The following is a 22,798-nucleotide window of genomic DNA, read 5'->3' as shown; positions in this document are numbered from 1 at the left end:
GGGTATCAGCACCACAAGTGCTCTCGTCCCCCCGGAGGAACCCATGCTGGCCATCGCCGCCGCCGTAGTCTTCGGCATCTACCTGCTGCTCGACCTGCTCGACGTCCGCACCACGGACCTGTTCAACTTCCCGACGTTCGCGTCGCTCGGGCTGCTGCTGCTCTCCCTCTACCTGGCCGGCGTCGGCGCCGGGCCGCGCAGCGGCACCGGCACCGGCCGCCGCTTCTACGGCCGCCGCCCCGGGCGCGGCTGATCAGACCATCACGGCACCCGGCCCGCTTTCCCGTGCATTTCCGGCACTCGAGGGCGGGCCGGTACTGTCGTTGCCGACATGGAATTCGACGGACTGTTCCCACTGAACGAGCCGGGCGGCATCCGCACCGCGCCACCGGCCGGTGCGGAGTCCGCCGGCTTCACCGCCTGGTCGGACGACTCGCCGCTGCCCGTCCGGATGCGCCCGGCCGGCCTGGACGAGCTCGTCGGCCAGCAGCACCTGCTCGCGCCCGGCGCGCCGCTGCGGCAGCTGGTCACCGGCAGCACGCCGATGTCGGTGATCCTCTGGGGGCCGCCCGGCACCGGCAAGACCACGATCGCCCACCTCGTCGCCGGCGCGACCGACCGCAGGTTCGTCGCGATGTCGGCGCTGACCGCCGGGGTCAAGGACGTCCGCGCGGTCATCGACACCGCCCGCCGCCAGCGCCGCGCCGGCGGCCCGCCGACCGTGCTGTTCATCGACGAGGTGCACCGCTTCAGCAAGACCCAGCAGGACTCGCTGCTGTCGGCCGTCGAGGACCGCACGGTGACGCTGCTGGCGGCGACCACCGAGAACCCCTACTTCTCCGTCATCTCGCCGCTGCTCTCCCGCTGCGTGCTGCTCACGCTGCAGGCCCTCGGCGAGGACGACGTGCGGCAGCTGATCCGCCGCGCGGTCACCGACCCGCGTGGCCTGGGCGGCGCGGTCACGCTCGCCGCCGACGCCGAGGACCATCTGGTACGCCTGGCCGGCGGCGACGTCCGCAAGGCGCTGACCGCGCTCGAGGCGGCGGCCGGGTCCGCGCAGGCGCAGCAGGTCACCGAGATCGACCTGGCCACCGCGGAGAAGGCGGTCGACGTCGCCGCCATCCGCTACGACCGCGACGGCGACGCCCACTACGACGTGACCAGCGCGTTCATCAAGAGCATGCGCGGCTCCGACCCGGACGCGGCGCTGCACTGGCTGGCCCGGATGCTGGTGGCCGGCGAGGACCCGCGGTTCATCGCCCGGCGCATCGTGATCTTCGCGAGCGAGGACGTCGGCATGGCCGATCCGCAGGCGCTGCTGGTCGCCACGGCGGCCGCGCAGGCGGTCCAGTCGGTCGGCCTGCCGGAGGCGCAGCTCAACCTCGCGCAGGCGGTGGTGCACCTGGCGACGGCCCCGAAGTCCAACAGCGTGACGACCGCGCTCGGCGCGGCGATGGCCGACGTCCGCGCCGGCCGCGGCGGCGCCGTACCGGCCGCGCTGCGCGACTCGCACTACGCTGGCTCGCGTGGCCTCGGTCACGGCGCCGGCTACCGGTACCCACACGACGACCCCAAGGGTGTTGTTAGGCAGCAGTATGTGCCGGATGATCTGATCGGCGTGGACTACTACGACCCGACGGACCACGGCGCGGAACGCGCGGTCGGCGAGCGGTTGCCCCGCCTGCGCAGAATCGTCCGGGGCCCGTCCTACCAGGGTGGGAGCGGCTCGCCCACGGGCGGGAGCAAGGCGAACGGCCCGTCTGCCGGCGGGCCCGAGGCGAACGACAGCGGCGTAGCCGCCGGAGAGGACCAGCCGTGAGCAGGCGCGGTGCCGACAGGCCCGACGACGACGCCGACCAGCGCGAACAGGCCGGCAAGAGCCGTCGCCTCTTCGGTCGCGGTCGGCCGGAGGCCGTCGAGCCCGCCGAGGTGCCCCGCGAGGAGACCGGCTGGCTCGACGACCTGCGCACCGCCAAGGAGGAGCGCTCGGCGATCGGCCCCGGCGCCTCCGGCGCCCGCACCAGCAAGAGCGGCCGCAGCGCGCCCGGACCGGACGACCCGGTCGACGATGCCCCGTTCCCGGTCGCGCCCCGGTCACCGGCGGCGCCGCCCGCCTCGGCTCCCGTCAGCGGTGCCCGGCCGCCGGGCCGGGCGCCCGGCCCCGGTGAGCGCGCGACCGGCGCCTGGCAGTCGCCACCCGGCCAGCCCGGGCCGGGCCGGCCCGCGCCCGGCCAGCCCGTGCCCGGTCAGCCCGTGCCCGGTCAGCCTGTGCCCGGTCAGCCCATGCCCGGTCAGGTGCCGCCCCGCCGTGGTGCGGCCCCGGCCGAGCCCGCCGGCCGGCACGCGCCGATCGACCGGAGCGAGCCGGGCATCCGGCCGCCGGGCCGCCGCGCCGCGGCGGCGGTGCCCGACCCGAACGACGCGCCGGCACCCGGTCACGGCCGCCGGCAGATCGATCCGGGCCCGGCCGGCGGTCGCCTGCCGACCGGATCCTTCAACACGATCCCCGCGCCGGGCGTGCCCGCCACGGGCAACGCGCCCGAGGTTCCGGCGCCGCGCCCGGTCTCACCCGGCCGCCCCGGCCCGGCCGCCCCGGTGTCCGGCGGCCGCCGCGGCGCGATGCCGCCGCCCGCCGAGGCGGGCCCGCTGCCGGGCCGCCCGGTCTCGCCCGCGGGCCGGGCCGCACGGCATCAGGAACCCGGCCGCCCGGCCGGCCACGCCCGTCCCGACCAGGGCGGCGCGCCGCGGCCGGTCTCGTCGGTGCCCGGCCACGCCCGTCCCGACCAGGGCGCCTACCCGCCCGGCCGCCCCGGCGGTGACCCGTCCGGGTTTGCGCCGCCCGGCCGCCCCAGCGCCGCGCCGGTGTCCGGCGGCCGCACGGGTGCCGCCCCGGGCCGCCGGGCCCGCCCCGACGGCGCCGCCCAGGTCCCGCCGGGCCAGCCCGGCATGGGTCAGCCCGGCACGGGTCAGCCCGGCATGGGCCAGGTGCGCGGCGGTCACGCCGCGCCGGAGCCGTCCGGCCCGGTCCGTGGCGGCCACGCCGCGCCCGAGCAGACCGGCGGCCACGCCGCGCGCGACGAGATCGGCGGCTTCGCGACCGGCGGCCGGGGCGCCGTGCGCCCGGCCGGCGGCTCCAGCCGCCCGGTCTCGGCGGTTCCCAACGAGTCGTTCGGCTCGCGCAACGCCGCCTCCGCGCACGCCCGCCCCGAGCCGCCGGCGGAGCCGGGTGGCCGGCACGGTCGCCCGGATTCCGCGCCGCAGTCCGGTGAGTCCTTCGGCCGCCACACCGGCGCGATGCCGACCACGGGCCGGCCGGGATCCCGTCCCGGCGGCCAGCACGGCGTCCCCGACCCCGATGACGAGCCCGGCACCGCGGCCGCGGGACGCCGCGGCGGACCGGGCCCGCGCGGCGGGCGCGGTGCCGTGCCCCCGCCGGGCACCGGCGCCCAGCCCGCGCGCGCTTCCGCGTCGGTGGTGCCGCCCGTCGTGCCGGGGCGCGAGGGCGTGCGGACGCCGGCCGTGCCCGGCCGGGCCGGCGCCATGGCGGGCAGCGCCTCGGGCGTCATCGGCACGACCGGCCAGATCGCCCGCGCCGGCGAGGCCGCCGACCGGGCCGCCGCGGCACGCGGCGCCGGCCGCGCGCCCCGCACGGGTCCGCAGCAGGGCCGCCAGGGCCGCACCGGCGCGAATCCGCCCGGCACCGGCCAGCCCGGCACCGGCCAGCACGGCGCCAATCAGCCCGGCCCGGGTCAGCACGGCACCGGCCAGCACAGCGCGGGCCTGTCCGGTCCGGGTCAGCACAGCGCAGCGCAGCCTGGCGGTCCGGCTCAGCCCGGCGCCGGTCGCCCCGGCCTGGGCCAGCCCGGAGCCGGTCGCCCCGGCGCGGGCCACCCGGGCGGCGGCCAGCCGGGCCCGGGACGTCCCGGCGCGGGTCAGCCCGGTGCCGGCCTTCCGCCCGGTGCCGGCCTTCCGCCCGGTACTGGCCTTCCGCCCGGCGCAGGCCCTCCCGGGACCGGGCAGCAGCCCGGTGCCGGTCAGCGGCAGCAGCCGCCGGGCCGGCCGGGCGTACAGCAGGGGCCGGGTCAGCAGTCCGGTGGCCGCGCGGTACCGGGCCGGCAGCCCGGCGCCGGGCGCACCGCGCCCGGACAGCAGCCCCGCGGCACGGCCGGCCCCGGCCAGCCGGCCGCGTTCGCCGGCCCCGGCCAGCAGGGCACGGGTCCGGTCGAGGCCGGCCAGCACAGCACCGGCCTGGCCCGCCCGGCGCCCGGCGGCGCCGGCCCGGGCCAGCCCCCGAACGCACCCGGCCGCGGCCCGAAGGGCACCGCGGACCAGCCGAGCGGCCTGCCCGCACCGGGCCAGCCCGGCGCCCCGCGACCCGGTCAGCCCGGCACCTTCGGCGGTCCCGGCAAGCCGGGCGGCCTCTCCGGCCCGGGCCGGCCAAGCGGCCTGCCCGGTCAGCCCGGCGGCCCGCCTGGCGGCCTGCCCGGTCAGCCCGGCGGCCCGCCTGGTCAGCCCGGCGGCCTGCCTGGACAGCCTGGCGGCTTTCCCGGTCAGCCCGGCCCGGCCGCCGGACGGCCGGACGGCCCGCCGCGCACCGGCCAGCCGGACGGCGACGACTTCGGCGGCGCTTCGGCGCGCCGACCCACCAGCCTCGGCGACACCGGCCGGCCCGCCCGCGGCGCCGGCGCGGTTCCCCCGGTTCGCGGCACCGGCGCGGTGCCGCCCGTACCGGGTGCCGGCCAGGTCCCGCCGGCCGGCGGCGCCGTCAGGCCGGTCTCGCCCGGTCGCGGCGGCCCCGACGTCCCGCGCAGTCGCGGTGGTGCCGATCTCCTGCCGGGACGTGGCACGGCCGACGTGCCCCCCGGCGGCGCGGTCAGGCCGGTGTCGCCCGCTCGCGGCGGCCCTGACGTCCCGCGCAGTCGCGGTGGTGCCGATCTCCTGCCGGGACGTGGCACGGCCGACGTGCCCCCCGGCGGCGCGGTCAGGCCGGTGTCGCCCGCTCGCGGCGGCCCCGACGTCCCGCGCGGTCCGGGCCGTGGCACGGCGGAGGTGCCGCCCGGCGGCGCGGTCAGGCCGGTGTCGCCCGCTCGTGGCGGCCCTGACGTCCCGCGCAGTCGCGGTGGTGCCGATCTCCTGCCGGGACGTGGCACGGCCGACGTGCCGCCCGGTCGCGCCGGGGATTCCGCCGAGGCGTCCGGCCGGCCGGTGCGGGGCACCGGGCAGGTCCCGCCGCCGCCGGTCCGGGCGAAGGCGGCCGCCGCGGTGGCCGTACCCCCGATCGGTGAACCCTCCGGGGCCGGGCGGGCGACCGCGCCGCGGCCCGCGGTGGCGGTCACCGAGGACGACGACTCGCCGGGCGGCCTGCGGGGCGCCGGATCCGAGCTGCGCGCGCAGCTGCGCGAGAAGCGCCGCCTGCGGGTGCTGACCCTGGTCACGCTCAGCGTCGTCGTGCTCGGGCTGCTCCCGCTGGTCTTCGGCATCCGCTCGACGACCCGCGATCCGGTCTTCAACTCCCTCGACGCCCTGAGCGTGCCCGGCTGGGCGGGCAAGGACGTCGAGGACCGCAGCAGCGGCAGCCGGTGGTGCTTCCTCGACTGCCGGTTCCGGGAGCGCACCGCGCAGTCCGACCGGCCGTTCGAGGAGACCGACAAGGTCTACTCGGCGGCGCTGGCCTCGGCCGGCTGGAAGGCGCGCGGCGGCGAGTGCGCGGAGCAGCCGACCACCTCCGGCAAGTACACCTGCTGGACCCGGGACGAGTTCACTCTGGACCTGTGGGTCGGGCTGCCCGAGTGCGCCGTCGACGCCGTCGCGGCGCAGGACCCGGCGACCCTGCCGTCCACCGGGCCCGACGGGGTGGTGGCCACCGCCGACCCGTCGAAGTGCACCGGATCGACCGTCAGCATCAAGGTGCAGAACGCGATCACCGACCAGCGTGGCAAGCCCCAACCGGCCGTCGATCCCTCCCTCATCGGCGAGACGCCCGACCCCGTGCTGACGAACGATCCCCTGCTGGACCCGACACCCACGGCTTCGTGACGCGCTTGCCGGTCACTGACGGTAGGGTCTGCACGTTGTCACGCTGTAAGGGCATCGTCAGTAGAGGAGACGTGTAGATGGACGTAACCGCCGGAGAAATCGCAGGCCTGATCGCGGCGGGCGCGTTTCTGATGCTCGTCCTGGTGCTTGCCGTGCCGATTCTCAAGCTGCGGCACACGGTCGACGCCGCCACCCAGGCGATCAACGACCTGAACGACCGGACCGGCCCGGTGCTCGGCAACGTCAACGAGACGGTGGAGAACGTCAACACCGCGCTCGGCCAGGTTCAGGTCACTTTGGACGGCGTGAACGTGCAGCTCGCCAAGGTGGACACGATGACGGAGCACGCCCAGAACGTCACCGCGAGCGTGGCGAACCTGGCCACCGTGGTGTCCGCCGCGGCGGCCAATCCGTTGATCAAGGTGGCCTCGTTCGGGTACGGCCTGCGCAAGGCGACCGCCGCCCGCCGGCACGCCGAGGATGAGCGCGAGGTCCGCGCCACGCTCAAGCAGCGCCGCAAGGCCGCCCGCGCGGCCCGCTGACCATTTTCGAACCGGGAAGGAAGACCGCCATGAAGCGGCTGCTCTGGCTGGGCGTCGGTCTGGCCGTCGGCGCCATCATCGTGCGCAAGGTCACCCGCAAGGCCAACGAGTTCACTCCGACCGGCATCGCCACCTCGCTTTCGGAATCCGCTGGCGGTCTCGTCGAGTCGCTGCGTAACTTCGTGGAGGACGTCCGCGAGGGGATGGCGGAGCGCGAGGAGGAGATCCACGAGGCCTTCGCCGCGGGCGAGCTCTATCAGGACAAGTTCGCCGAGCTGCGCGAGGACGCGGACGGCACACCCGGGCGGCAAGCCCAGGAAGGTCAGCGATGAAGACGGCGGAGATCAAGCGGCGCTTTCTGGCGCATTTCGAGGCCAACGGGCACACGGTCGTGCCGAGTGCCCCGCTGCCTGCCATCGAGGACCCGAACCTGCTGTTCATCAACGCCGGCATGGTGCAGTTCGTGCCGTTCTTCCTCGGCCAGCGCACCCCGCCGTACGCGCGGGCGGCGAGCGTGCAGAAGTGCATCCGGACGCCGGACATCGACGAGGTCGGCAAGACCTCTCGGCACGGCACGTTCTTCCAGATGAACGGCAACTTCTCGTTCGGCGACTACTTCAAGGCCGAGGCGATCCGCCTCGCCTGGGAGCTGTCGACCAACCCGCTCGACAAGGGCGGCTTCGGCCTCGACCCGGAGCGCGTCTGGGCGACCGTCTACCTCGACGACGACGAGGCCTTCGAGATGTGGCGCGCCACCGGCGTGCCCGCCGAGCGGATCGTGCGCCGGGGCAAGAAGGACAACTGGTGGCACATGGGCATTCCCGGGCCCGGCGGCACCTGTTCCGAGCTGTTCTACGACCGCGGCCCCGAGTACGGCAAGGAGGGCGGCCCGGAGGTCGACGAGGACCGCTACATGGAGTACTGGAACCTCGTCTTCATGCAGTACGAGATCACCGACGTGAAGAGCAAGGAAAACTTCACGATCGTCAGTGATCTGCCCAAGAAGAACATCGACACCGGTATGGGCCTGGAGCGCGTCGCGTCGATCCTGCAGGGCGTCGACAACCTCTACGAGATCGACGAGGTCAAGCCGATCCTGGCGCGGGCGGCGGAGCTGTCCGGCAAGGTGTACGGCGCGCACTCGGGCCACGAGGCCGGCACGTCACACCCCGACGACGTGCGGCTGCGGGTGATCGCGGACCACGTCCGCACCGCGCTGATGCTCATCGGCGACGGCGTCACCCCGTCGAACGAGGGCCGCGGCTACGTGCTGCGCCGCATCATGCGCCGCGCGATCCGGGCGATGCGCCTGCTCGGCTGGCAGGGCGCGACCTTCCCCGAGCTGCTGCCGGTGGCCCGCGACTGCATGTCGCCCTCGTACCCGGAGCTGGCGGAGGAGTTCGTCCGGATCTCCACGTACGCGTACGCGGAGGAGGAGGCGTTCCTGTCCACGCTGCGCGCGGGCACGACGATCCTCGACTCGGCGATCACCGAGACCAAGCGGTCGGGCGGGGCGAAGCTGAGCGGCGCGCAGGCGTTCCAGCTGCACGACACGTACGGCTTCCCGATCGACCTGACCCTGGAGATCGCGGCGGAGCAGGGCCTCGACGTCGACCGGGAGGGCTTCCGCCGGCTGATGGCGGACCAGCGGTCCCGCGCGAAGGCGGACGCGGCCGCGCGCAAGTCGGGCCACGCGGACCTCTCGGCGTACCGGTCGATGCTCGACGACGGCGGCCCGGTGGAGTTCACCGGCTACGCCGAGGTCACCCGCGAGTCGCGGGTGCGCGCGCTGCTCGGCGCGGGCGGCAAGAGCGTCGCGGCGGCGGCCGAGGGCGACTACGTCGAGCTGGTGCTCGACACGACCCCGTTCTACGCGGAGGGCGGCGGCCAGCAGGCCGACACCGGCGTGATCAACCTCGGCGGCGGCCAGGTCGAGGTCGTCGACGTGCAGCAGCCGCTGCCGGGCCTGATCGTGCACAAGGCGCGGGTCCTGCGCGGCGAGGTGCGCGCGGGCGAGACGGGCTTCGCCGAGATCGACGTGACCCGGCGCAAGGCGATCTCGCGCTCGCACACCGCGACGCACCTGATCCACCAGACCATGCGCGCGTTCCTCGGCGAGTCGGCGACCCAGGCGGGTTCGCTGAACGCGCCGGGCCGGCTGCGCTTCGACTTCAACACCCCGGGTGCGGTCTCCGCCTCGGTGCTGCACGACGTCGAACAGCAGGTCAACGAGGTGCTGCTGCGTGACCTCGAGGTACATGCGTTCGTCACCACCCAGGAGGAGGCGCGCCGGCTCGGCGCGATGGCCCTGTTCGGGGAGAAGTACGGCGATGAGGTCCGCGTGGTTGAAGTCGGCGACTACGCGCGTGAACTCTGCGGCGGCACGCACGTGGCCCGCTCGGGTCAGCTCGGCCTCGTGAAGATCCTGAGCGAGTCGTCGATCGGCTCCGGCGTGCGCCGGGTCGAGGCGCTGGTCGGCATCGACGCGTTCGGCTTCCTGGCCAAGGAGCACCTGCTCGTCTCGCGGCTCGCGGAGCTGTTCCGGGTGCCGGGCGACCAGGTGGCCGACCGGGTCGAGCAGACCGTGACGGCGCTGCGCGACGCCGAGAAGGAGCTCGAGAAGATGCGCGCGCAGCTGGTGCTCGGCGGCGCGGGCGCGCTGGCCGAGCAGGCGCGCGATCTGCGCGGCGTCGCGTACGTCGGCACCGAGGCGCCGGAGGGCGCGGCGACGAACGACGTGCGTACCCTGGCCCAGGAGATCAGGGGAAAGATCGACTCTGCCCGTCCGGCGGTGGTCGCGGTCGCGGCCCGGTCGAACGGCAAAGCGTCACTGATTGTAGCGATCAACCCAGCGGCGCGGAGTCGCGGTCTGTCGGCGGCCGATCTTGTCAAGGGCGCCCTCTCCGGGCGGGGCGGCGGCAACGCGGACCTCGCGCAGGGCGGTGGCGTGCCCGCTGACCAGGTAAATCAACTGTTGGCCGCGGTGGAGAAGGCCGTCGGCGAAGCCGCCTGAAGGGAAAGCCGGCTCAATGAACCCGTTGCCGCGGGGTAGGCGGCTGGGCGTAGATGTGGGTAAGGTCCGCGTCGGGGTCGCACTCAGTGACCCTGACGGGATCTTGGCCACCCCCCTGGTCACAGTTGCCCGTGACATGGGCGCGGCGCCCGACGCCGTGCCCGGCGACATAGCTGAGCTCGTGCGCCTCGTGGGGGAACACGAGGCAGTGGAGATCGTGGTTGGTCTCCCCGTGCGCCTCAATGGCGCCGAGGGGGCTGCCGCCATCGACATTCGTGCGTACGCTGGGCGACTGGAACGTGCGCTCGGGCATGTTCCGGTCGTTCTGACGGACGAGAGGATGTCGACCGTGGTCGCGACCCGTAGGCTGGCCGAACGTGGCGTCCGAGGGAAGCGCCAGCGGGCGGTCGTCGACCAGGCGGCCGCGGTGGAGATCCTGCAGAGCTGGCTGGACGCGCAGCGGAGGCAGACGAGATGATCGACGAGCTGGACCTGGCGTTCGACGAGCAGGTCGACAAGACCAAGCCACGCCACCGGCGGGGCTCGCGCGGCTCGAAGGGCAAGGGTGGCCGATCCACCGTCGCCTTCCTGATGGTGTTCATCCTGCTCGGCGTCCTCGGCGTCGGCGGATACCTCGGCTACGAGAAGGTCAAGGGCTTCTTCACGGCGGCCGACTACGACGGCCCGGGCACCGACCCGGTGCAGGTCTCGATCGCCAAGAACGCCACGCTGACCGACATCGGCAACACCCTGGTCGACGCCGACGTCGTGAAGAGCACTGCCGCGTTCACCGAGGCGGCCGACGAGAACCCCAAGGGCAAGAACATCCAGTCGGGCACCTACAACCTGCGCAAGCAGATGGCCGCCGAGCAGGCGGTGACGCTGCTGCTCGACCCGAAGTCCCGGGTGGTCGCCGGCGTGGTGATCCCCGAGGGCACGACCGCCCGGCAGACCTTCGAGCTGCTCGCCAAGGGCACCGGCATACCGCTGAAGGACTTCCAGGAGGCGGCGAAGGATCCGGCGGAGCTCGGCGTTCCCGACTTCTGGTTCAAGCGCCGCGACGGCAAGAAGGCGGCGACCACCAGCATCGAGGGCTTCCTGTTCCCGGACACCTACGAGTTCCCGCCGAAGTCGAGCGCGTCCGAGATCCTCGGCATCATGGTGCAGCGGTTCCTCACCGTCACCGGGGACCTCAAGTTCGTCGACAAGGTGCAGAACAACCTCTCGGTCTCGCCGTACGAGGCGTTGATCGTGGCGTCGCTGAGCCAGGCGGAGGCGGGCATCACGGCGGACCTGCCGAAGGTCTCCCGGGTGGCCTACAACCGGGCATACAAGGAAAAGATGCCGCTGCAGTTCGACGTGACCACGAACTACTGGCTCGACCTGCAGGACAAGAGCGGCAAGCACTCCGGCAAGATGACCCAGGCCGAGCTGGAGGACCCGAAGAACCCGTACACCACGGAGCTGCGGGTCGGGCTGCCGCTCGGGCCGATCAACAGCCCCGGCGAGGCGGCGCTCAAGGGCGCCGAGGCGCCGGCCGCGGGACCGTGGCTGTTCTTCGTCGCGGTGGACAAGAGTGGCAGGTCGGCGTTCGCCACCACCAACGCCGAGCACGAGGCCAACATCCAGAAGGCCTGCAAGAACGGCATCCCGCTCTGTTGACGGACCCGGTTGAGCCCCGTCGCGCCGCGGTCTGCGGCAAGCCGATCGGTCATTCGCTCTCCCCGGTGATCCACAACGCCGGCTTCGCGGCCGCCGGGCTGCGGAGCTGGACGTACACGTCGTTCGAGTGCGCCGAGGCCGAGCTGGCCGGCCTGGTGGCCGGGCTCGGCCCCGAGTGGGCCGGCCTGTCGCTGACGATGCCGCTGAAGGAGGCGGGGCTCGCGCTCGCCGCGGCGGCGTCGCCGGTCGCGGTCGCGACCGGCGCGGCCAACACTCTGGTACGGCGGCCGGACGGCACCTGGTATGCCGACAACACCGACGTGCCGGGGATGATCCGCGTGCTGGAGGGTGCCGGCCTGCACCGCAGGCCGGCGGTGACCGTCCTGGGCGGCGGTGGTACGGCCCGCGCGGCGCTCGCGGCGGCGGCCGGGTTCGGCGCCACCGAGGTGACGGTGGTGACCCGCCGGCCGGAGGCGAGGGACGAGCTGGCACCGGCCGCGGCGGCCCTCGGCGTGACGATCGTCGGCCGGGACTGGTCGCAGGCTCCGGCCGCCTTCGACGCGGACGCCGTGATCTCGACGGTGCCGAAGGGCGCGGCGGACGAGTTGGCGAACGCCGTGCGGTGGTCGCCGGGCGCCGTGCTGTTCGACGCGATCTACGACCCCTGGCCGACCCCGCTCGCCGCCGCGGCGCAGCGCCAGGGCGTGCGGGTGGTGTCCGGGCTCGACCTGCTGCTGGCCCAGGCGCTGGGCCAGTTCGAGCAGTTCACCGGGGTGGTACCGGCGCCGGAGGGCGCCATGCGCGCGGCGCTGACCGCGGCCGCCGGCAGCAGGTGAGCCGGGGCCGGCGGCCGGCGACGGGTCCGTAAGGCGGGACGGCGGCCACCGGGAGGCGTCCGGCGCGGCGACCGTGCCAGACTGTGACTCGTGTTGCGTTGGCTTACCGCAGGTGAATCCCATGGCCCCGCGCTCGTCGCGCTCCTCGAGGGGGTGCCCGCCGGCGTGCGGGTGACGAGCTCCGACATCGGCCGCGACCTCGCGCGCCGCCGTCTCGGCTACGGCCGGGGCGCGCGGATGGCGTTCGAGCAGGACGAGATCGAGATCATCGGCGGTGTGCGCCACGGCGTCACGCTCGGTAGCCCGGTCGCGATCCGGGTCGGCAACTCGGAGTGGCCGAAGTGGCGCACGGTCATGTCCGCCGACCCGGTCGACCCCGACGAACTCGCGGCGCAGGCCCGCAACGCGCCGCTGACCCGGCCCCGGCCCGGCCACGCCGACCTGGCCGGCATGCAGAAGTACGGCCACACCGACGCCCGGCCGATCCTCGAGCGCGCCAGCGCCCGGGAGACCGCGGCCCGCGTCGCCGTCGGCGTGGTCGCCAAGGCGATCGTCCAGCAGGCGCTGGGCATCGACATCGTCTCGCACGTCATCGAGCTGGGCTCGGTCGCGGCGAAGGCGGGCCTGATTCCCCGGCCCGAGGACGCCGACCGGATCGACGCCGACCCGCTGCGCTGCCTCGACCCGGAGGCGAGCGCCCGGATGGTGGCCGAGGTCGACGCGGCGAAGAAGGACGCGGACACCCTCGGCGGCATCGTCGAGGTGCTCGCCTGGGCCGTGCCGCCGGGCCTCGGGTCGCACGTGCAGTGGGACCGCAAGCTGGACGCCCGGCTGGCCACGGCCCTGATGTCGATCCAGTCCGTCAAGGGCGTGGAGATCGGCGACGGCTTCACCCAGGCCCGTTCGCGGGGCTCGGTCGCCCACGACGAGATCGTCCCGACCGCGGACGGGGTGCGCCGGATCACCGACCGGGCCGGCGGCCTGGAGGGCGGCATCACCAACGGGCAGAACCTGCGGGTCCGCGCCGCGCTGAAGCCGATCTCCTCGCTGAACCGCGCCCTGCAGACCGTCGACGTCAACACCGGCGAGGCGACCACCGCGATCAACCAGCGCTCGGACGTCTGCGCGGTGCCGGCCGGCGCGGTGGTCGCGGAGGCGATGGTCGCGCTGGTGCTGGCCGAGGCCGCGACGGAGAAGTTCGGCGGCGACTCGGTCGCCGAGATGCGCCGCAACCTGGCCGGCTACCTCGACAGTCTGCTGATCCGCTGATGGCGCCCGTCGCGGTCGTCGTCGGGCCGCCCGGCGCGGGCAAGACCACTGTCGGCCTGGCGGCCGCGGAGCTGCTCGGCGTCGAGTTCGCGGACACCGACCACCTGATCGAGGCCCGGGCGGGCAAGCCGATCCCGGAGATCTTCTTCGACGACGGCGAGCCGGCCTTCCGCGCCCTCGAGCGGGCCGTGATCGCCGAGTCCCTCGGCTCCTTCGAGGGCGTGCTGGCGCTCGGCGGCGGCGCGATCCTGCACCAGGGCACCCGCGACGCGCTGCGCGGGCACACGGTGGTGTTCCTGTCGGTCGAGCTGTCCGACGCGGTCAAGCGGGTCGGGCTCGGCGCGGGCCGCCCGCTGCTCAGCATCAACCCGCGGGCGACCCTGAGATACCTGATGGAGGAGCGCCGCCCGCTGTACGCGTCGGTGGCGACGCACACCATCGCCACCGACGCCCGCGAGCCCGACGAGATCGCGGCCGAGCTAGTGGCACTTCTCAAGAACGCCGGCTAGCGCGGCCGGCTCGCTGAGCATCGGCCAGTGCCCGGTGGGCAGCGGGACGATCTCGGCCTCGGTCAGACCCGCGAAGAACGGGTGGCCGGCGGCCATCATCTCGTTGACCGCCTCGATCGGGTAGCTGCACGCCACCAGCGTGGTCGGCAGGTCCTCGGAGGTGGCCCGGGCGCCGAGCGGCTGCAACACCGACGCGGCCGGGTGCGGCGTGCCGCGGGTCCGCAGCAGCGTCAGGGCGGCCTCGTCGAGCCCGGCGAGCAGCACCGGGTCCTTCTCGGCGTCCCACTCGCGCGGCGGCACCGCGTCGCCCTCGGGCGCGGGCCCCGGCGTGGTCGAGTCCTGGCTCGTGCCGACGGGCAGCGGCCCGCTGTCCACATAGACCACCCGGGCGACCCGGTCCCGCAGCCGCAGGGCCGCGGCGCTGACCGGCAGGCCGCCGTAGCTGTGCCCGACCAGCACCACGTCGCGCAGGTCCTCGGCCAGGACCAGCCGGACGATGTCCTCGGTGTGCAGGTCCAGGTCGGTGCCGGGGCCGAGCAGGTGCGCGCGGTCGGCGACCCCGGTCAGCGTCAGCGGGTACACCTCGTGCCCGGCGTCGCGCAGGGTCGCGGTCACGTCGCGCCACGCCCAGGCGCCGATCCACAGGCCAGGAACCAGTACGTATGTCGTCATGCCCACCACGTTAGAACCAATACCGGACAGTTCCCGCCCGGTTTCAAGGAGCAGAATCGGGGACATGCCGCATCCCGCCTCGCGCGTCCTCGCCATGTTGGAGCTGTTGCAGGCGCACCGGCGGATGACCGGGGGAGACCTCGCCGCGCGCCTGAGCGTCGACGAGCGCACCGTCCGCCGGTACGCGGGGACCCTCGCCGAGCTGGGCATCCCGGTGACCTCCGAGCGCGGCCGGTACGGCGGCTACCGGTTGCTGCCGGGCTTCAAGCTGCCGCCCCTGATGCTCACCGACGACGAGGCGGTCGCGGTGATGCTCGGGCTGATCGCGGCCGACCGGATCGGGCTGGCCGCCGGCTCGACGGCGAACGCCGCGGCCGACGCGAAGATCACGCGGGTCCTGCCGGCCGCGCTGGCCGAGCGGCTGGCGGCGCTGCGGGCCAGCCTCGGCCTGACGATCCGCGGCCCGGCGCCGCGGGAGCCCCAGGCCCCGCCCGGGGCCGGGGAGCACCCGGCCGCCGCCGGGTCGAGCGACGCGGATCTGCTGCTCACCCTCGGCGCGGCGACCCGCGGCGGCCGGCGCCTCGACCTGGCCTACCGGGCGGGCCGCCGGCCGGTCACCGCCACCGAGCCGGGCGACGACGGGTCCGGACCGCAGGCCGGCCGGCTCCCGGTGACCCGCCGGCTGGTCGACCCGTACGGCCTGGTCTTCCACGGCGGCCGCTGGTACCTCGTGGCACACGACCATCGCAGCGACGAGATCCGCTCGTTCCGCCTGGACCGGATGGTCGCCGTGCGGCCCACCGGCGCGGTCTTCGAGGCGCCGCCGAACTTCGACGCGGTGGCCCACGTGACCCGGCAGTGGGCCGGGCTGCCCTGGAAGTGGGAGGTCGAGGTGCTGATCGACGCGGACGTGGCGCAGGTGCGGCGCCGGATCCCCGCGTCCGTCGCCGACGTCACGGAGGCGGTCGAGGGTGCGCGGCTGAGCTGCCGGGTGGAGAGCCTGCCGGGCATGGCGCAGCTGCTGGCCGGCCTGGGCCTGCCGTTCACCGTGGTCCGGCCGGACGAGCTGCGCGCCGCCGTCGTGGCGCACGCCGCCGAGCTGGTCCGGTGCGCCGAGCGCTGAGGCCGTACCCCTCAGCCCCGGCTCTCCTCGAGACGCTCGATGCGCCGCAGCAGCGGAGCGAGCTCCGCGCGTACCGCGGTCCGCAGCCCGGATGCCGCGGCCGGGTCGGTGGCGCTCGCGCGCAGGTGCGCGTAGCCGGCCAGGGCGACCGACACCGCCCGGCGGGTGGCGCGGGCGTCCGCGCCCAGGTCCCGCAGGGTCCGCCCGGCCTGCCCGTCGGGCTCGGCGGCCAGGCCGATCAGCAGGTGCTCGCACCCCACGTAGTTGTGCCCGAGGCCGGTCGCCTCGGCGACGGTCAGCTCGACGGCGTTCGCCGCCGGCGCGCTGAACCGCAGGCCTTCGCCCCCGCCGGGCTCGGCGCCGTCCGGCACCGTGATCGTGCCCGGGTCGATCTCCATCGCGGTGAGGATCTGCAGGGCCAGGTTGCCGCCCTCGGCGAGCATGCCGTGCAGCAGATGGCGGGTGGTGACGTTCGGCGCGCCGGTGTCGCGGGCCCGGTCGATCGCCAGGGTGAGCGCGGTGACCGCCCGCGCGGTGAACAGCGGCAGCCGGCCGGCGAGCTCGGCGCTGTCGAGCTCGCCGACGACGGTCTGCCGGACGCCGGTGATCCGGCGGACCGCCTGCTCCAGGGCGCGCTGGCAGACCGCGGAGACGGGTACGCCGGTGTCGCGGACCGCGTCGGCGAGGCTGTCGGGCAGGTAGACGTTGATTTTCGGCATGTCGAAAGTTATAACCCCCATTGGGGTTAGGTGTCTATAACCCCAATTCCCTCTCACTAGGATCGGGGCCGATGGATGACGTGACGCGAATCCCCGTGCCCGGCGACCGGCCGTACGACGTGCTCGTCGGTCGCGGGTTGATCCAAGCCCTGCCGGAGCTGGCCGGCGGTGCCGCGCGCGCCGCCATCCTGCACGCACCGCCGCTCAAGGAGCGCGCCGCGGCCGTGGCCGACGCGCTGTCCGCGGCGGGCATCCGGCCGCTGCCGGTCGAGGTGCCCGACGCCGAGTCCGGCAAGTCGATCGAGGTGGCCGCGCGCTGCTGGGACGAGCTCGGCGCGGCCGGCTTCACCCGGACCGACGTGGTCGTCGGCGTCGGCGGGGGAGCGGTCACCGACCTGGCCGGGTTCGTCGCGGCGAGCTGGCTGCGCGGGGTGCGCTGGATCCCGGTGAGCACGTCGCTACTCGGCATGGTCGACGCGGCCGTCGGCGGCAAGACGGGCGTCAACACGGCCGCGGGTAAGAACCTGGTCGGCGCGTTCCACCCGCCCGCCGGCGTGCTCTGCGACCTCGGCGCGCTCGAGACGCTGCCCGCCGACGACCTGGTGGCGGGCCTCGCCGAGGTGGTCAAGTGCGGCTTCATCGCCGACCCGGCGATCCTCGACCTGGTCGAGGCCGACCCGGCCGCCGCCGTCGACCCGCGCGGCCCGGCGCTGCGCGAGCTGGTCGAGCGCGCGATCCGGGTCAAGGCCCACGTGGTCGGCAACGACCTGCGCGAGTCCGGCCTGCGGGAGATCCTCAACTACGGGCACACCCTCGCGCACGCGATCGAGAAGCGCGAGGACTACGGCTGGAAGCACGGCCACGCGGTGGCCGTCGGCGTGGTCTACGCGGGCGAGCTGTCCCGCCTGGCCGGCCGCCTCGACGACGCGACCGCCGCCCGGCACCGCACCGTCATGTCGCTGCTCGGCCTGCCGGTCTCGTACCCCGCCGGCGCCTGGCCCGACCTGCTCGCCGCGATGCGCGTCGACAAGAAGACCCGCGGGAACACCCTGCGCTTCGTGGTGCTCGACGGCCTCGCCGAGCCGGGCATCCTCGCCGGGCCCGCCGAGGAGACCCTGATCGCGGCATACCGGGCGGTGTCCGCATGAAGGTCTACGTCCTCAACGGCCCGAACCTCGGCCGGCTCGGCACCCGCCAGGTCGACGTGTACGGCGTCACCTCCTACGCCGACCTGGTGGCGACGTGCGAGCTGGAGGGCAAGTCGCTCGGCCTGGACGTCGAGGTCCGGCAGACCGACGCCGAGCACGAGATGCTGGCCTGGCTGCACGCCGCCGCCGACGAGGAGGCCCCGGTGGTGCTCAACCCGGGCGCCTGGTCGCACTACTCGTACGCGGTCCGGGACGCCTGCGCGATCCTGCGCGCGCCGCTGGTCGAGGTGCACATCTCCAACATCCACGCCCGTGAGGAGTTCCGGCACCACTCGGTGATCTCCGCGGTGGCCACCGGCGTCATCGCGGGCCTCGGGGTGGACGGCTACCGGCTGGCGCTGCGGCATATCGCGGGACGTGGTTGACCCGATTCGCCGGTTCATGACCCACGCCGGTAAACTCGCTCGGTCACCTTCACGCGCTCCTTAGACCAAGGCAGGACATGGCTTCCACCAACGACCTGAAGAACGGCCTCGTGCTCAACCTCGATGGCGACCTGTGGGCCGTCGTCGAGTTCCAGCACGTCAAGCCGGGCAAGGGTGGGGCGTTCGTGCGCACCACGCTCAAGAACGTCCTTTCCGGCAAGGTCGTGGACAAGACGTTCAACGCCGGCACCAAGGTCGAGACCGCGACCGTGGACAAGCGCACGATGCAGTACCTCTACCAGGACGGCGACGACTTCGTCTTCATGGACCTGGACACCTTCGAGCAGATCCACGTGCCCGGCGGCACCGTCGGCGAGAACGCCAACTACCTGCTCCCCGAGGCCGAGGCCACGGTGGCGACGCACGAGGGCGTTCCGCTCTACATCGAGCTGCCGACCAGCGTGTTCCTCGAGGTGACCTACACCGAGCCGGGCCTGCAGGGCGACCGCTCCACCGGCGGCACCAAGCCGGCCACGGTCGAGACCGGCGCGACGGTCAACGTCCCGCTCTTCATCACCACCGGCGAGAAGATCAAGGTCGACACCCGCGACGGCCGTTACCTCGGCCGTAGCTGATGGCGGAGGGCCCCAAAACCCAGATGCCGGCGCGCCGCAAGGCGCGCAAGCGGGCGCTGGACGTCCTCTACGAGGCGGACCTTCGTGACCTGCCGCCGACCCAGGTCCTGACGACCTACCTGGACCGCATCGCCAAGCCCCACCCGGACCACCTGGACTACACGGTCAGCCTGGTCGAGGGCGTGGCGAAGAACCTCGACCGCATCGACGAGCTGATCGGCAGCTACGCGGAGGGCTGGACCATCGACCGCATGCCGGTCGTGGACCGTAACCTGGCGCGGATCGCGGTCTTCGAGCTGCTCTACGTCGGCGAGATCGACGACCCCGTCGCGATCTCCGAGGCGGTCGAGTTGGCGAAGCAGATGTCCACGGACGACAGCCCGAGATTCCTCAATGGCATCCTGGGCAGAATCGCGGAATTCGCCACCCGATAGGCCCCCGCGCCGACCTTTCGCCAATTGCCGGCGGTCCCCGCGGTCCCCGTCGAGTACGGGGTTCGCGGGGCGGTGACTGTGCGTTGACCTCGCGCTTTGTAGTCGTCGCGGTCCCGGGGCAGCGTCGCGCTTCGTAGTTGCCCGGCTTAATTTGATCATTCTTTGCGAGCCTGCGGGCACACGAAAAGGGGGCCCGGTGGGCCCCCTTTTCGCTACTTCTTGATCAGGATGCGAAGAACGCCCGCGGGTCGGCGACGAGCACGCCCTGCTCGGTCAGGCGCTCGATGAGGCCGGACGGCGAGATGTCGTACACGATGGCGAGGGCGCGCAGGTCATCCGCGCGGATCGACAGCACACGACCGTTGTAGTCGCCGCGCTGCTGCTGTATGGCCCGGGCGTAGCGCGCGACGTAGGCCAGGTCCTCACCGGCGGCGTCGTACAGCTTCTCCAGGTCCAGGACGATCTTGTTGGTGGCCTCGAGCCGGACACCGCTGCCGTCAGGCAGCAACTCCGAAACGGGGACCCGGTAGAAGTCGGCCAGTTCGGCGAGGCGGGAAACGGTGACGGCGCGATCGCCACGCTCGTACGAGCCCACCACGACGGCTTTCCACCGGCCGTTCGACTTCTCTTCCACACCTTGCAGGGAAAGGCCCTGCTGCTGGCGGATGGAGCGCAGGCGGGCGCCCAACGACTTGGCGTACTCAGACGGCATTCGGACACTCCCAGTACTGTGCTGGCCCGGAGGGTTCTTCCTCAGGATCGCTACGCTGCGTGACGGTACGGAGTTTGCGACCCCTGGTCAAGTGTCGGTTACCGATGAGTCGCCGGGCCGGTGCGCGAGTTGTCCGTATTCGACCCGTCTGGTCCGAGGGTTGGCCACGTCACCATGGTCATCCCGATCCACACTGATAACGTTGCGTCAGCCATCAGGCCGCCCCCGCCAGGGCGCCTGACCGACATCCTTTAACGACCCGTCCTGTGAGGCGGGGAAGGAGGTCCGCCGTGGCACACCCACGCGCCGACACCGCGGCCCAGCAGGGCTCCGCGAAGATCATCATTTCCGGATCGGACCTGCACCGGGTCGTCGACCGGATCGCGCACCAGATTCTCGAGAAGACCTCCGGCGCGACCGGCACCGTACTTCTCGGCATACCGACCCGCGGCGTGCCGCTGGCCCGCCGCCTGGCCGCCCGGATACACGCCTTCGAGGGCATCGACGTGCCGGTCGGCGCCCTGGACATCACGCTCTACCGCGACGACCTGCGGCTGCACGCGACCCGCGCGCTCGGCAAGACCGAGATACCGGGCGGCGGCCTGGACGGCCGCCGGGTGATCCTGGTCGACGACGTGCTCTTCTCCGGCCGTACGGTGCGGGCCGCCCTCGACGCGCTCGGCGACGTCGGCCGGCCCAGCTCCGTGCAGCTCGCCGTGCTGGTCGACCGCGGCCACCGGGAGCTGCCGATCCGCGCCGACTACGTCGGCAAGAACATTCCCACCGCGCTGACCGAGAGCGTGCGCGTCTCGCTCTCCGAGACCGACGAGGGCGCCGACGAGGTCAGGCTCTTCTCCGGATCCGAGGTTTCCCGATGATCAAGCATCTGCGCTCGGCCGCCGACCTCGACGCCGAGACCGCCACCCTGATCCTCGACACCGCCGGCGAGATGGCCGCCCTGGCCGGCCGCGAGGTCAAGAAGCTGCCGACGCTGCGGGGCCGCACGGTCGTCAACCTCTTCTACGAGGACTCCACCCGTACCCGGATCTCCTTCGAGGCCGCGGCCAAGCGCCTCTCGGCGGACGTCATCAACTTCTCCGCCAAGGGGTCGAGCGTCTCGAAGGGCGAGAGCCTCAAGGACACCGCGCTGACCCTGCAGGCGATGGGCGCCGACGCGGTCGTCATCCGGCACCCGGCCAGCGGCGCGCCGCACCGGCTCGCCTCCTGGGTGGACGGCTCGGTGATCAACGCCGGCGACGGTACCCACGAGCACCCGACGCAGGCGCTGCTGGACGCGTACACGATGCGGTCGCGGCTCGGCACGCTCGAGGGCCTCAACGTGGCCATCGTCGGCGACGTGCTGCACAGCCGGGTCGCCCGCTCCAACGTCCTGCTGCTCACCACGCTGGGCGCCAGCATCACCCTGGTCGGCCCGCCGACGCTGATCCCGGTGGACATCGCCGCGGCGCTGTCGCCGGCGACGAAGGTGTCCTACGACCTCGACAGCGTCCTGCCCGGCGCGGACGTGGTGATGATGCTGCGGGTGCAGACCGAGCGGATGCAGGACTCCTTCTTCCCCTCCGCCCGGGAGTACTCCCGGCGCTACGGCCTCGACGTGGCCCGCATGCGCAAGCTGCCGGAGCACGCGATCGTCATGCACCCCGGCCCGATGAACCGGGGCATGGAGATCGCGCCCGAGGTGGCGGACTCGACCCGCTCCACGATCGTCGAACAGGTCGCCAACGGCGTCAGCGCGCGGATGGCGGTTCTCTACCTGCTACTCGGAGGCAAGGCATGACCGCGTACCTGATCAGGGGTGTCCGTCTGCTCGGCGGCGACCCGGCCGATCTGCACATCGCCGACGGGGTGATCGCCGACGGGCCGGTGGCCGGCGCCGACGTGATCGACGCCGAGGGCCTGGTCGCGCTCCCCGGCCTCGTCGACCTGCACACCCACCTGCGCGAGCCCGGCCGCGAGGACGCCGAGACCGTCGAGACCGGCTCGCGGGCCGCGGCGCTCGGCGGCTACACGGCGGTCTTCGCGATGGCCAACACGTCGCCCGTCGCCGACACCGCCGGCGTGGTCGAGCAGGTCTGGCGGCTCGGCCGCGAGGCCGGCCTGGTCGACGTGCAGCCGATCGGCGCGGTCACCGTCGGGCTGGCCGGCAAGCAGCTCGCCGAGCTCGGCGCGATGGCCACCTCGGCGGCGAACGTGCGGATCTTCTCCGACGACGGGTTCTGCGTCGCCGACCCGCGCCTGATGCGCCGCGCCCTGGAGTACGTCAAGGCGTTCGACGGCATCATCGCCCAGCACGCCGAGGAGCCGCGGCTGACCGAGGGCGCCCAGATGCACGAGGGTGAGGTCTCCACCCGGCTCGGCCTGACCGGCTGGCCCGCGGTCGCCGAGGAGGCGATCATCGCCCGCGACGTGCTGCTGGCCGAGCACGTCGGCAGCCGCCTGCACGTCTGCCACGTCTCCACGGCCGGCTCGGTCGAGGTGCTGCGCCAGGCCAAGGCCCGCGGCGTACGGGTGACGGCCGAGGTCACGCCGCACCACCTGCTGCTCACCGACGAACTGGCCGCCAGCTACGACCCGGTCTACAAGGTCAACCCGCCGCTGCGCACCGCCTCCGACGTGCGGGCGCTGCGCCAGGCGCTGGTGGACGGCGTGATCGACATCGTGGCCACCGACCACGCGCCGCACGCCGTCGAGGACAAGGAGTGCGAGTGGGCCTACGCCCGCCCCGGGATGGTGGGCCTGGAGACGGCCCTGCCCGTGGTGCTCTCCGTGCTGGGCGAGCGGTGGGACCTGATCGCCGAGCGGATGTCCCGCGCGCCGGCCCGCATCGCCGGGCTGGCCGGGCACGGCACCGATCTCGCGGTCGGCTCGCCGGCCAACCTGACTCTGGTGGACCCGTCCGCCCGGCGGGTCGTCGACCCGTCCGGCCTGGCGAGCCGCAGCCGCAACACACCGTACGCGGGCACCACCCTGCCGGGTCGCATCGTCGCGACATTCCTCCGGGGAGAGCCGACAGTCCTGGACGGGAAGGCCGTCAAGTGAACT

The 22,798-nt window shown here is 73.8% G+C and carries 22 protein-coding genes; 19 read left to right on the top strand and 3 right to left on the bottom strand.

The features are described 5' to 3' along the window. The first annotated feature begins 43 nt into the window (after positions 1 to 43). The 11 genes from ACIBSW_RS39260 to ACIBSW_RS39210 all read left to right on the top strand — a co-directional run bounded on the left by ACIBSW_RS39260 (position 44) and on the right by ACIBSW_RS39210 (position 13,867). Positions 44 to 253 (top strand): hypothetical protein, encoded by a 210-nt coding sequence (locus ACIBSW_RS39260; RefSeq protein ID WP_354721886.1) that lies wholly within the window; start codon positions 44 to 46, stop codon positions 251 to 253. 78 nt (positions 254 to 331) lie between these two features. Further along, complete coding sequence (locus tag ACIBSW_RS39255) at positions 332 to 1,819, top strand: replication-associated recombination protein A (protein WP_354721885.1); 1,488 nt, start codon at positions 332 to 334, stop codon at positions 1,817 to 1,819. Next, the gene (locus ACIBSW_RS39250; protein ID WP_404799603.1) at positions 1,816 to 6,036 is read left to right on the top strand and encodes a hypothetical protein; all 4,221 of its coding nucleotides are present in this window, start codon (positions 1,816 to 1,818) and stop codon (positions 6,034 to 6,036) included. The genes ACIBSW_RS39255 and ACIBSW_RS39250 overlap by 4 nt, the downstream gene beginning before the upstream one ends. A gap of 77 nt (positions 6,037 to 6,113) precedes the next feature. Beyond that, positions 6,114 to 6,578: a DUF948 domain-containing protein gene (locus ACIBSW_RS39245; protein WP_354721883.1), complete on the top strand. Its 465-nt coding sequence runs from the start codon at positions 6,114 to 6,116 to the stop codon at positions 6,576 to 6,578. A 29-nt stretch (positions 6,579 to 6,607) separates the two neighbouring features. Continuing rightward, complete coding sequence (locus ACIBSW_RS39240; protein WP_354721882.1) at positions 6,608 to 6,910, top strand: hypothetical protein; 303 nt, start codon at positions 6,608 to 6,610, stop codon at positions 6,908 to 6,910. Further along, the gene (alaS, locus tag ACIBSW_RS39235; protein WP_354721881.1) at positions 6,907 to 9,591 is read left to right on the top strand and encodes an alanine--tRNA ligase; all 2,685 of its coding nucleotides are present in this window, start codon (positions 6,907 to 6,909) and stop codon (positions 9,589 to 9,591) included. The genes ACIBSW_RS39240 and alaS overlap by 4 nt, the downstream gene beginning before the upstream one ends. A 16-nt stretch (positions 9,592 to 9,607) precedes the next feature. Then, positions 9,608 to 10,069, top strand: coding sequence for a Holliday junction resolvase RuvX (ruvX, locus tag ACIBSW_RS39230; RefSeq protein ID WP_354721880.1), 462 nt, complete (start codon positions 9,608 to 9,610; stop codon positions 10,067 to 10,069). Beyond that, positions 10,066 to 11,253, top strand: coding sequence for an endolytic transglycosylase MltG (gene mltG, locus ACIBSW_RS39225; protein WP_354721879.1), 1,188 nt, complete (start codon positions 10,066 to 10,068; stop codon positions 11,251 to 11,253). The genes ruvX and mltG overlap by 4 nt, the downstream gene beginning before the upstream one ends. After that, positions 11,250 to 12,089, top strand: coding sequence for a shikimate dehydrogenase (locus ACIBSW_RS39220; RefSeq protein ID WP_354721878.1), 840 nt, complete (start codon positions 11,250 to 11,252; stop codon positions 12,087 to 12,089). The genes mltG and ACIBSW_RS39220 overlap by 4 nt, the downstream gene beginning before the upstream one ends. A 90-nt stretch (positions 12,090 to 12,179) precedes the next feature. Then, complete coding sequence (aroC, locus tag ACIBSW_RS39215) at positions 12,180 to 13,358, top strand: chorismate synthase (protein WP_354721877.1); 1,179 nt, start codon at positions 12,180 to 12,182, stop codon at positions 13,356 to 13,358. Continuing rightward, complete coding sequence (locus ACIBSW_RS39210) at positions 13,358 to 13,867, top strand: shikimate kinase (RefSeq protein WP_354721876.1); 510 nt, start codon at positions 13,358 to 13,360, stop codon at positions 13,865 to 13,867. The genes aroC and ACIBSW_RS39210 overlap by 1 nt, the downstream gene beginning before the upstream one ends. Here the strand turns inward: ACIBSW_RS39210 and ACIBSW_RS39205 are convergent. Then, on the bottom strand, positions 13,838 to 14,539 hold the full coding sequence (locus ACIBSW_RS39205) for an alpha/beta fold hydrolase (RefSeq protein ID WP_354721875.1): 702 nt from the start codon (positions 14,537 to 14,539) through the stop codon (positions 13,838 to 13,840). The genes ACIBSW_RS39210 and ACIBSW_RS39205 overlap by 30 nt on opposite strands. Positions 14,540 to 14,603: 64 nt before the next feature. On the opposite strand from ACIBSW_RS39205, the gene ACIBSW_RS39200 reads away from it, so the two are divergent. After that, the gene (locus ACIBSW_RS39200; RefSeq protein ID WP_354721874.1) at positions 14,604 to 15,662 is read left to right on the top strand and encodes a YafY family protein; all 1,059 of its coding nucleotides are present in this window, start codon (positions 14,604 to 14,606) and stop codon (positions 15,660 to 15,662) included. Between the two features lie 11 nt (positions 15,663 to 15,673). On the opposite strand, the gene ACIBSW_RS39195 is transcribed toward ACIBSW_RS39200, so the two are convergent. Next, the gene (locus ACIBSW_RS39195; RefSeq protein ID WP_354721873.1) at positions 15,674 to 16,381 is read right to left on the bottom strand and encodes a Clp protease N-terminal domain-containing protein; all 708 of its coding nucleotides are present in this window, start codon (positions 16,379 to 16,381) and stop codon (positions 15,674 to 15,676) included. A 71-nt stretch (positions 16,382 to 16,452) separates the two neighbouring features. Here ACIBSW_RS39195 and aroB point away from each other — a divergent pair, with 71 nt between their 5' ends. From aroB to nusB, 4 genes are all read left to right on the top strand, one after another. Next, the gene (gene aroB / locus ACIBSW_RS39190; protein WP_354721872.1) at positions 16,453 to 17,529 is read left to right on the top strand and encodes a 3-dehydroquinate synthase; all 1,077 of its coding nucleotides are present in this window, start codon (positions 16,453 to 16,455) and stop codon (positions 17,527 to 17,529) included. Beyond that, positions 17,526 to 17,954 (top strand): type II 3-dehydroquinate dehydratase, encoded by a 429-nt coding sequence (gene aroQ / locus ACIBSW_RS39185; protein ID WP_354721871.1) that lies wholly within the window; start codon positions 17,526 to 17,528, stop codon positions 17,952 to 17,954. The genes aroB and aroQ overlap by 4 nt, the downstream gene beginning before the upstream one ends. Before the next feature lie 77 nt (positions 17,955 to 18,031). After that, complete coding sequence (efp, locus tag ACIBSW_RS39180; RefSeq protein ID WP_354721870.1) at positions 18,032 to 18,589, top strand: elongation factor P; 558 nt, start codon at positions 18,032 to 18,034, stop codon at positions 18,587 to 18,589. Positions 18,590 to 18,612: 23 nt separating this feature from the next. Then, a complete protein-coding gene (nusB, locus tag ACIBSW_RS39175) occupies positions 18,613 to 19,023 on the top strand; it encodes a transcription antitermination factor NusB (protein WP_354721926.1) in 411 nt (136 codons plus the stop codon). Positions 19,024 to 19,246: 223 nt separating this feature from the next. Here nusB and ACIBSW_RS39170 read toward each other — a convergent pair whose 3' ends face one another. Then, positions 19,247 to 19,735 carry a transcriptional regulator gene (locus ACIBSW_RS39170; RefSeq protein WP_015624001.1) on the bottom strand — a complete coding sequence of 163 codons (489 nt, stop codon included), beginning with the start codon at positions 19,733 to 19,735 and terminating at the stop codon, positions 19,247 to 19,249. 290 nt (positions 19,736 to 20,025) lie between these two features. Between ACIBSW_RS39170 and pyrR the strand changes: the two genes are divergently transcribed. Genes pyrR through ACIBSW_RS39155 form a run of 3 tightly spaced genes read left to right on the top strand, consistent with a single transcriptional unit; the run spans position 20,026 to position 22,795 of the window. Next, complete coding sequence (gene pyrR, locus ACIBSW_RS39165; RefSeq protein WP_354721869.1) at positions 20,026 to 20,613, top strand: bifunctional pyr operon transcriptional regulator/uracil phosphoribosyltransferase PyrR; 588 nt, start codon at positions 20,026 to 20,028, stop codon at positions 20,611 to 20,613. Beyond that, a complete protein-coding gene (locus ACIBSW_RS39160; protein ID WP_354721868.1) occupies positions 20,610 to 21,533 on the top strand; it encodes an aspartate carbamoyltransferase catalytic subunit in 924 nt (307 codons plus the stop codon). The genes pyrR and ACIBSW_RS39160 overlap by 4 nt, the downstream gene beginning before the upstream one ends. Continuing rightward, on the top strand, positions 21,530 to 22,795 hold the full coding sequence (locus ACIBSW_RS39155; protein ID WP_354721867.1) for a dihydroorotase: 1,266 nt from the start codon (positions 21,530 to 21,532) through the stop codon (positions 22,793 to 22,795). The genes ACIBSW_RS39160 and ACIBSW_RS39155 overlap by 4 nt, the downstream gene beginning before the upstream one ends. Positions 22,796 to 22,798: the final 3 nt, after the last annotated feature.

It is taken from the genome of Actinoplanes sp. NPDC049668 (genome assembly GCF_044465445.1).
GTDB lineage: Bacteria > Actinomycetota > Actinomycetes > Mycobacteriales > Micromonosporaceae > Actinoplanes.
Note: the sequence above shows the minus strand (reverse complement) of the source record. Positions and strands in the feature narration are given on the sequence as shown.